The sequence below is a fragment of the Alkalibaculum bacchi genome (assembly GCF_937875145.1).
In the GTDB taxonomy this organism is placed as follows: Bacteria; Bacillota; Clostridia; order Eubacteriales; family Alkalibacteraceae; genus Alkalibaculum; species Alkalibaculum bacchi_A.
Genome location: NZ_CALNCS010000193.1, coordinates 1 through 9,947, shown reverse-complemented (window position 1 = coordinate 9,947; position 9,947 = coordinate 1). Strand labels below are relative to the sequence as shown.

Below are 9,947 nucleotides of genomic sequence, written 5' to 3'. Positions count from 1 at the left end.
TCATTCATTGGTAAAAAAGATGGCGTTAATGGTACGTTTAGCTGGCCGTAATCAGTTTTCAATTAAAGATGTGCAATATGCTATATTAGAAACGAATGGTCAACTAACAATTTTAAAATATCCAGGTAGTGAAAATGTTGTAAAAAATGATTTGGATATTCAAAACCAAACAATTAAATATCTGCCAACAGATTTAATTATTGATGGAAAAATGGTAAATAAAAGCTTACAAGAAGTTAATTTGAACAGTCAATGGCTACTTGATCAGCTTAAAATACAAGGAATTAATAGTGTAAAAGATGTTTTATACGCTCAGTTACAAAGAGATGGTTCTGTATATATTGATAAAAAAGAAAAATCGAGAAATTATTGATAGTCGTCGTTTGATATGATTGAAGTATGTGATTGATGTTATATTAGCATGGGTTACACTAAGAGAAGAACAAAAATATATTCTTATTCTTTCCCAAAATGATTAACCAATCTTAGCAAGGGTATAAAAGAATATAAGCAAGATTTAATGACTAGTGGGTACAAGATATAAGGGGCGAAGATTATAAAAATATTATGAACTCGCCCCTTATATTTTTTTGTTTTCTATATTCTACTAGGTACCTCACCTTTGTATTTGCAATTTCTGAGCATTCTTATTTGAATGAACACTCATTCTTTCAACCTCTTGGCGAACTTTGTTAGCTACCCCTTGATCTGTCAATATGATTAAGTAATCTCCTGAACGGATAATGGTATCCCCATGGGTGATGATTTCTTTTTCACCACGTCTAATGGAGGTGATGAGAGCTTCTTCTGGCCACTTATAATCTCGTATCATACCGCCATCTAAGCAGCTTTCTATTACGACTGGAATTTCGATAATTTCTTTTTTGCCAGTTAAATTTCCTCTGTATTTACCTACTAAGCGCTCTAAAAGGGCTTCATATAATGGTTCGCCACCGAGCAAATCAGAGACTAAATACGCAGTAAGTGAAATAACTGCCAAGGGCATAAGCTGATTGAGGGTTCCAGCCATTTCTGTTACTAAAAATATAGCAGTAAGTGGTGCTTTGCAAATCGCTGAAAAATAACCTGCCATAGCGAAAACGATGAAACTCCTTATAAAAATTTGGTCGATTCCCATTTTGTTAAAAAGGAAAGTTCCATATATTGCTCCAATAATCGCTCCTAAAGAGAGGATGGGAATCAAATTTCCCCCAGGTAAATTTGCTCCATAAGAAATCATGCAAAACCCAAATCGTATGACAAAGATTATGAGAATTACCTTTAATTCTGGAAAAGTGGTTCCAAGATCGAGAACAATTTCACTACCACTTCCGATAATTTCACGATAAATTATGCCTATAGGTATGACGATTATGAATGGAATGATTCCATAAAAATTAGGGGATAGACGAGGAATCAATCCATAAATCTTAGGGAGTATAAATACAATTTTATTATATAGTACTCCTAGTGCTGCTAAGATTGCTCCTAATAGAATTAAATGACCGTAGGCTTGCGTAGGAAAGATATTTAACTTTCCAATGTATAGTACAGGTTGTAGACCAAAGATATTCAAAGAGATAAAGTTAGAGGTAACCACTGAAACAAGAGTGGTTAGCAATAGTAAAGGGGATAAATGATGATGGATTTCTTCTAGTACAAACATTAGTCCTCCAATAGGTGCATTAAAGGCAGCAGCTAAACCAGCACCAGCACCACTAGAAATGAGTATTTTCTCATCCATTCGCTTGCCCTTTAAAAAGTGATTAATCCCTTGTCCCACTACAGCACCCAATTGGATAGAAGGCCCTTCTGCACCCACAAACACACCGGAACTAATAGATAAAATCCCACCTATGAATTTTTTCCATAAGACGGACCACCAATTCATTTTAATAGCTCCAATGAGTTCCCCCTCTACTTGAGGTATTCCTCCTCCTTTAATATTAGGCTCACTTTTGATTAGGTAACCGATAAATAGAGAGACAATTAATGAAATCAACACCCATAAAATGATCCATTTAGGTTCCTCTTTCAACAATCCATACACATTAAATACGAGATGAGATGCTTTTTCGATGATCAAGCGAAAAAGACTTACAACAAAGCCAGCCGCTATACCTACCACAATTCCTTTACAAGTAAAAGCAACTCGAGTATCGTTTAAAAACTGTATTGTCTTTTCTTTCAATATAAACTCTTCTTTCTATATAATTAGTACCATATTAGTGCCTATAAATTAAAAAGCGAAAAAAAATCATAACTTGTCTAAAGGTAAGAAAATATAGAAGCGAACTGTGTCCGCTCTATTAATCTACCTTAGGCAAGCTATCAAAACCTCGTTGCAAATCTTCATCTGTAGGAATGTAATCATTCATGGTCTTGTTATTATATTGATTATAAGCTGCCATATCAAAATAACCTGTGCCTGTAAGACCAAAAAGTATGGTCTTTTGCTCACCTGTTTCTTTACACCTTAAAGCTTCTTTTACAGCACCGTAAATTGCATGAGATGACTCTGGTGCAGGAAGGATCTGCTCTAGTTTGGCAAATTTTACTGCTGCATCAAATACTGTAGTTTGCTCTGCAGATATGGCTTCTATATAGCCATCATTATACAATTTAGAAAGGATAGGTGACATTCCGTGATATCTAAGTCCTCCAGCGTGATTAGGAGATGGCATAAAATCACTTCCTAAAGTATACATTTTGGCTAGTGGCGTTATACGACCAGTATCGCAAAAATCATAAGCATATTTACCTCTAGTAAGGGAAGGGCATGAAGCTGGTTCGACAGCAATAACCCGTGGGTTTTTCTTACCTGTAATTTTATCTTGCATAAATGGCGCAATCAATCCACCTAAATTAGATCCACCACCTGCACAACCAACGATAATGTCTGGATATTCGCCTAATTTTTCTAGGGCAGTCTTACATTCTAAACCAATGACGGACTGATGCAATAGCACTTGATTTAGCACAGAACCGAGCACATATCTTGATTGCTCTTGTTTTATTGCTTGCTCTACCGCCTCTGAAATAGCGCATCCTAGGCTGCCTCCGGTATTAGGATTTTTTTCTAGTATAGCACGACCTACTTCTGTAGTTATAGATGGGCTTGGAATAATCTTTGCTCCATAGGTTTCTATGACCGATTTTCGAAAAGGCTTTTGTTCATAGGAGGTCTTTACCATAAAAACAGTAAGATCAAGACCGAAATGAGCACATGCAATAGATAAAGCAGTACCCCATTGTCCAGCACCAGTTTCTGTAGTCACAGAGGTAAGCCCTTGATTTTTCGCATAATAAGCCATTGCAGCCGCTGAATTAAGTTTATGGCTGCCAGAGGTGTTATTTCCCTCAAATTTGTAATAAATTTTTGCAGGTGTGCCCAATGCCTTTTCTAAATTATAGGCTCTTATAAGTGGAGAGGGACGAAACATCTTATAAAATTCTTGTACCTCTTCAGGAATATCCACATACCTTGTGGTATGATCCATTTCTTGTTTGCTCAATTCTTCACAGAATATAGGATATAGATCTTCTGTTGACAGAGGCTCTAATGTTTCTGGATTAAGAAAAGGGTCATGTTGTTCTTTCATGTCGGCTCGCATATTGTACCATTGCTTTGGCACCTCGTCTTCTGTTAGATATGTTTTGTAAGGTATTTTTGTCATTATTCTCTCTCCTTTCATTTTTTCCAGAAACATAGGTATTTGATTTCTGGCATTTAGATTTATATATTGTCAAGATTTCTGACTTATTGTTTACAGGATTGATTATTAATAGATAATATTACGTATATATAATTTCACAGCCCAAATAGCAAGCTATTTGTCTGTTACATTACATATATACTACGAAAACTTCGTTTTCGCTCGGCTCATTAGTTCGCGCAAAAAGAAAAGTCTAAGATTTTATCCCAAAATTGTTTTGGGACAAAAGCTTAGACTTTTGCGGTACCACCCGAATTGATCTTATAAAGATCCACTTAGTTACACACCATCATGTGCACTCCCTCTGATAACGGTAGGAGTTTCCGTTGGCCACTACTTTAAATATTTTGCAGCCACCCTCTAGAGCCCATTCGACTACTCTTTTACTTCTGCAATTCCACCACCTGCAGATCTCTATAAGTATAGTTTATAGTTTACTTCTCTCTATCAACAGTTTCTTTTTACTTATATTATACTTGTTAGAATATATTGTCAATAATAATTAGAAAAAATCTAAATTCAATTCATAAAATGTTTTCTTGTGTTGTGTAATTATTATAACTTTAATCCCAAAACAATAAAAGGCTAGGAGCGTGATATTTTAGCACTAAATGAATAAAAAGTTTAAGTGCTATTTCTATATAATACTCTTGACCTAATGCCATCTTTGTTTTGTGAAATGTTATAATAATATTAACTTAATGAATGAGGTGGTAATTTGAAGATTTTGTTGGTCGAAGATGATAAAACGATAGCCTCTGCTTTAGAGTATTCTTTAGAAAAAGAAGGGTTTACTATAGTTTTATGCCATGATGTTGCCTCAGGGAAAAAGGCCCTAATTGAAAATGAATTTGGTCTATGTTTACTTGACATATCTTTGCCAGATGGAACAGGTTATGAGCTATGCAAAATAATAAAAGATAAAAGAGATATACCCATTATATTTTTAACTGCTTGTGATGACGAAGTCAATGTGGTTATGGGGCTTGATATGGGAGCAGATGATTATATAACAAAGCCATTTCGCCTTAGAGAGCTTGTTTCTAGAATAAAATCAGTACTACGAAGATATCATAAGGAAGATGGTTCAACTATTATTCTTGGAAATAATAGTTTACGAATAAATACACTCGAAGCAAAGGTTTATAAAGATGGTGAAGAAGTCAATCTAACCGCATTAGAATATCGTCTATTATTAACTTTTGTTAAAAATAAAGGTCAGGTGTTATCTCGAAGTCAGCTGCTAGAAGGAATCTGGGATGTGGCAGGAGATTTTGTAAATGATAACACGTTGACAGTGTACATTAAAAGAATACGTGAAAAATTAGAAGATGACCCTCAGAAACCTACAATTATTAAGACGGTACGTGGTCTTGGATACAAGGTGGGTGATTAGTATCCTAAGAAATAGAGAAATTCGAGTTTTATTTACATTAATGATAGGGATATCAGCTATAGGAATTATTTTATCTGCTATTATTAATCCAGTTAGTGGAATTATAATGTTTATATTTTCTTCTTCATTAATATTTTCTTCTATTAATTACAAGGATAGTTTTAATGTAATTGTATCTGAGGATGCTTTTTATAAAATCATACAAGATAATATGAATATGAGCGAGAGCGTAAATAGGGCACTATATCTAAAAAGTGATAATCCTTTAAAACTTCAAGAAGACAGTGAAGAAATTCAAGGATTATATGGTGAAGATGAAATGGCTATTTATAATATATATATGAATAGGAAAAGAGAAGAACAGATGATCGTATTAATGTCTGTATTCACATATGCCTTTGTTTTACTCATTGCCTCAATATGTGTAGCCAATATTTTTAATACGATATCAACTAGCATAGCACTTAGGAAAAGAGAGTTTGCAATGCTGAAATCTGTTGGAATGACACCTAAAGAATTTAATAAAATGATAAATTATGAAAGCTTATTCTATGGTATAAAAGCTCTATTATACGGGCTTCCAATAAGTTTTGTTGTGATGTATTTAATACACAAAACACTTATGGTTAAGTTTGGCTTTGTATTTGAGATTCCATGGGTGAGTGTTTCTATAGCAATAATTGCAGTATTTGTGATAGTTGGAGTATCAATGCTTTACTCTAGTAAAAAGATTAAAAGAGAAAATATTATAGATGTACTTAAGCAAGAGATTATATAGTATAAAACCAGACAAAATTGAAATAAATTAATTTATAGGAATAGGAATATTTTTCCTAAAATATAGAAATACTATCTGTATAGTGTGTAAAATTGATTTAAAACTATGAATGATATATACTATATATAACAATAAAGGAGGAATGTTCCATGAAAATTAATACGGTAAAAATTAATCAACGTAGTAGGGCTAGTTCTAGTGCTAATAAAAGATTAAGAAAGTCTGGTTATTTACCTGGAGCTATATCCGGAAAAGAAATACAAGCTGTATCTGTATCCATTAAAAAGGATGATTTTAGGAATATGCTAACTACATCAGGTAGAAATGGGGTATTTAAATTAGAATTACCCGACCAAGATCCTTATACTGTCGTTATCAAAGAAATTCAAAACGATATTATAAGCAGAGAAATCTTACATGTAGATTTTCACAAAATATCCCTTACTGAAGAAATTCAGACGGATGTTGCTATTCGATTTACAGGTATGGAATCATTAGAGAAAAAGAAATTGTTATTGGCTACTAGTCTAGATGCAGTAACAGTAAAATGTTTACCACAAAATACTCCAGAGACTATTGATATTGATGTATCTAATTTAGAAAAAGGCGATACAGTTAAAGTAGGGGATCTTACACTAGCAGATGGTATCATTGCACAAAATAATGCTGATGATGTTATCGTTGTTGTAACAGAGCCAAAGATTCAAGTAGTAGAAGAAGATGTTGAAGAAGCAGATACTAGTTTATAAAAAAGACAAGCATAAAATAAATAATAGATTTACAAGGAAGTGCTATGCTTCCTTCATAAATCTAAATCAGATTTCTTTCAGAGTAGATATTGAAATATTTCTACTCTGTTTTTTTATGTAATAAGAAAGTCCTACTTTTGACATTGACTCCTGTCCAGTCATCTTGAGCGCAAGCGAAAGATCTTGACCCTAAAGGAATACCCTAATGCTAGTGACTAATGACTAGCGACTAAAGCGTCGTAGGCACTTCTTTATATTACGATTTTAGAAATCTCATAATATATCAAAGGATAATCTCTAGAATTCATTGCCTCGCTATATAATATACTTTTAATAATTAAAGCTTAAAGATGAAGTGTAAATTATACAGTTTATAAAGTACTTTCACCATTAGGCATCTTTGGTTTTTCTATTTTTTGATATAGGTAATAAAATTTGTATTGCTCCAATAACAAAAAATATTACATGAAGAGGATTAATATTAGATAAGATAATGCATTGAATGACAATCCACATACATAAAATGAGACCAAGGCCCATGCTCAACAGATTATCGTATTTGATTTTACGCAAATGAAATAGAAATCCTACAATATTTCCAATCCCTATAATGACGAACAAAAAAAGACTAGGAACAAAGAAGTCTTTAAATGGTGACCCTATTAAATACTTACTAGCTGGCATGCCAAATGCCGCTCCACTCGGACTCGTCATACCAAAAACTCCCCCAAAAAAAGCACCAATTCCAACGAATAAATGAATCCTCATTAAAATTCGGTTAATATTTTTCAAATAAAACACCCTTTACAATATGTATTGAGTATATCATAATCTATATAATAAAAAATATCAATAAACTTGATATAGATCAATTTAAATACTTTACATAATTGGTATGATGTAATCAAGAAATCAAACAAAACAAGAAAGAGGGAATAGATATGTCAAACCAATTAACATTTAATCAAGTGAAGGAAAGCCATTTTAAGAGATTAGAACAATATGTACCAGTTGTAGATCGAGTTCATGGAGATAATCATCCAGAATTTCATGATGTGAAAAAATTATTTGATGCGATTAACGAGAAAATAAAAGCTGCAGGATCAGAAAAACCTGAATTAAACGAAGAATTATCTAAACTACGGGAAATCACAAACCACTACACTGTTCCAGGCGATGTTTGTGAAAGCTTTGAAGCTGTATACAATATGTTAGCTGATGTAGATCAAGCTTATCAAGCTTAAGATGAAAGACTAAATCCAGAAAGCAAAAGCAACAAATTGCTTTCTGGATTATAACAAGGTAAACAAATGGATTACATCCATTTCAAATAGGAACATATGCGTATAAGAAACCCAAAAATAAAAGGGGGAGGGAGTAAATATGCAGAGATTTATATTAAGTAAGAAAAATCACATAACCGTAATCAGTGGGATTTTAATCCTTATTGGATTTATTAGTGAATTAGGCTTTAAAAATGAAAGTATAGCGATTTGGTCTTTAGGTATAGCATCTGTTCTAGGCGTTGCGCCTATTGCAATCCAAGCGTACCAAGCATTAAGAGTAAAAGTTGTCAGCATCGATGTTTTAGTTACCATTGCAGTTGTTGGAGCATTTTTAATTAAGAACCTTGAAGAATCAGCTATTGTTACATTCTTATTCTTATTTGGAGCCTATTTAGAACAACGAACACTAAACAAAACACGATCTGCAATTAAAGAACTAACAGAAATGGCGCCGGAAAGTGCCCTAAAACAAATGGAAAATGGCGAATTTGAAGAAGTAGAAGTAGATGAAGTTGACGTAGGAGATACTTTACTCGTAAAAACCGGCGCAAAGGTTCCTGTTGACGGCACGGTTTTAAGCGGAGAAGGGCATATAAATGAAGCAAGTATTACAGGTGAATCTCTTCCAGTAAGTAAAAAGAAAGATACAAAAGTGTATGCAGGAACAATCTTAGAAAATGGAACCATCCAGATTATGGCAGATCGTGTAGGAGAAGATACTACTTTTGGTAAGATCATCGAGCTTGTTGAAGAAGCACAAGATTCCAAATCAGAAGCAGAACGTTTCATCGATAAATTCTCTAAATATTATACCCCAGCTGTTTTGGTTCTGTCTTTTATCGTATGGTTATTTTCAAGAGATATCGAACTGGCCATTACAGTATTAGTTCTTGGATGCCCAGGAGCGTTAGTTATCGGCGTACCTGTTTCAAATGTTGCTGGTATTGGTAATGGAGCAAAACACGGTGTTCTTTTAAAAGGCAGCGAAGTGATTCAAGATTTTAGTAAAGTAGATACAATTGTATTTGACAAAACAGGTACTTTGACAATTGGAAATCCTAAAGTAGCAGATCAGGAAATGTATACAGATAATGTGGAGGAAGTATTGGCTTATGTAGCAAGTGTTGAAAAGGAATCAGACCACCCATTAGCGAATGCAGTGGTGGAACATATTGGAGAGACAAAACAATACAGTGTTGAAAAGACAGATGTTGTTAAAGGTGGCGGAATTGTGGCTCAAGTAGAAAATCATAGAATAGCAATAGGAAATGTTTTTCTCATGGAGCAAGAAAACGTCTCTTTAAGCGAGAAAGCTCTTTCAGATATTAAGAGGTTTGAAAAGAATGGAAACTCACTCGTTCTTACATCTGTTGACGGAAAGTTACAAGCCCTAATGGGTATTCGTGACCAAATTAGACCAGGAGTAAAAGAAGACCTTCAAAAGCTAAAGAAATTAGGTGTTAAAAACCTAGTAGTCCTTTCAGGAGATAATCAAGGAACCGTTGATTTAGTAGCAAGTGAACTAGGTCTTACAGAAGCTCATGGACACATGTTGCCAGAAGATAAATCTGCATATATTGAAAAGTTACAAGGAAAAGGTCAAATTGTTGCCTTCGTCGGTGATGGAGTGAATGACAGTCCATCCCTTGCTCTAGCTCAAATTGGAATCGCAATGGGAGGCGGTACAGACGTAGCCATAGAGACTTCGGATGTAGTTCTAATGAATTCAGATTTTAGCCGATTACCACATGCACTAGGTTTGACAAAAGCAACCGCTAGTAATATGCGCCAAAATATTTTTATTGCAGTTGGAGTTGTATTAGTGCTCCTTGCCAGCGTATTCTTCAGTGAATGGATGAACATGTCTATAGGAATGTTAGTACATGAAGGAAGTATATTAGTGGTTATTTTAAATGGCATGAGACTCTTAAGCTATAAATTAAAATATTAAAGATGAATAAATAATAAACTCAACTTTCCCAGCTTAAATTCGCAAACATTGCCTGAATAAATAAGGCTTGG

9 protein-coding genes and 1 other annotated feature are annotated in these 9,947 nt (G+C 34.0%); of the genes, 6 read left to right on the top strand and 3 right to left on the bottom strand.

What is annotated here, in order from left to right; translation table 11 throughout:
• Nucleotides 1-373: DUF421 domain-containing protein (locus Q7P22_RS11265; protein ID WP_303864210.1), on the top strand; the 373-nt coding region annotated here is incomplete at its 5' end.
• Nucleotides 374-616: 243 nt separating this feature from the next.
• On the opposite strand, the gene Q7P22_RS11260 is transcribed toward Q7P22_RS11265, so the two are convergent.
• Both Q7P22_RS11260 and Q7P22_RS11255 read right to left on the bottom strand, forming a co-directional pair.
• The gene (locus tag Q7P22_RS11260) at nt 617-2,191 is read right to left on the bottom strand and encodes a ClC family H(+)/Cl(-) exchange transporter (protein ID WP_113920697.1); all 1,575 of its coding nucleotides are present in this window, start codon (nt 2,189-2,191) and stop codon (nt 617-619) included.
• A 118-nt stretch (nt 2,192-2,309) separates the two neighbouring features.
• Complete coding sequence (locus Q7P22_RS11255; protein ID WP_303864207.1) at nt 2,310-3,677, bottom strand: TrpB-like pyridoxal phosphate-dependent enzyme; 1,368 nt, start codon at nt 3,675-3,677, stop codon at nt 2,310-2,312.
• Nucleotides 3,678-3,931: 254 nt separating this feature from the next.
• Nucleotides 3,932-4,176: a binding site (T-box leader), on the bottom strand.
• A 258-nt stretch (nt 4,177-4,434) separates the two neighbouring features.
• On the opposite strand from Q7P22_RS11255, the gene Q7P22_RS11250 reads away from it, so the two are divergent.
• The 3 genes from Q7P22_RS11250 (at nt 4,435) to Q7P22_RS11240 (ending at nt 6,639) form a co-directional block, all read left to right on the top strand.
• Entirely contained in the window at nt 4,435-5,112 is a 678-nt protein-coding gene (locus Q7P22_RS11250; protein ID WP_113920695.1) for a response regulator transcription factor, read from the top strand.
• A gap of 40 nt (nt 5,113-5,152) precedes the next feature.
• The gene (locus tag Q7P22_RS11245; RefSeq protein ID WP_303864205.1) at nt 5,153-5,890 is read left to right on the top strand and encodes an ABC transporter permease; all 738 of its coding nucleotides are present in this window, start codon (nt 5,153-5,155) and stop codon (nt 5,888-5,890) included.
• Between the two features lie 149 nt (nt 5,891-6,039).
• Entirely contained in the window at nt 6,040-6,639 is a 600-nt protein-coding gene (locus Q7P22_RS11240; RefSeq protein WP_113920692.1) for a 50S ribosomal protein L25, read from the top strand.
• 390 nt (nt 6,640-7,029) lie between these two features.
• Here Q7P22_RS11240 and Q7P22_RS11235 read toward each other — a convergent pair whose 3' ends face one another.
• Entirely contained in the window at nt 7,030-7,431 is a 402-nt protein-coding gene (locus Q7P22_RS11235) for a hypothetical protein (protein WP_113920691.1), read from the bottom strand.
• Nucleotides 7,432-7,580: 149 nt separating this feature from the next.
• On the opposite strand from Q7P22_RS11235, the gene Q7P22_RS11230 reads away from it, so the two are divergent.
• Nucleotides 7,581-7,883: an iron-sulfur cluster repair di-iron protein, ric gene (locus tag Q7P22_RS11230; RefSeq protein WP_303864201.1), complete on the top strand. Its 303-nt coding sequence runs from the start codon at nt 7,581-7,583 to the stop codon at nt 7,881-7,883.
• A gap of 139 nt (nt 7,884-8,022) precedes the next feature.
• Nucleotides 8,023-9,876, top strand: a complete 1,854-nt coding sequence (locus Q7P22_RS11225) for a heavy metal translocating P-type ATPase (RefSeq protein ID WP_303864199.1) — start codon at nt 8,023-8,025, stop codon at nt 9,874-9,876.
• Nucleotides 9,877-9,947 lie beyond the last annotated feature (71 nt).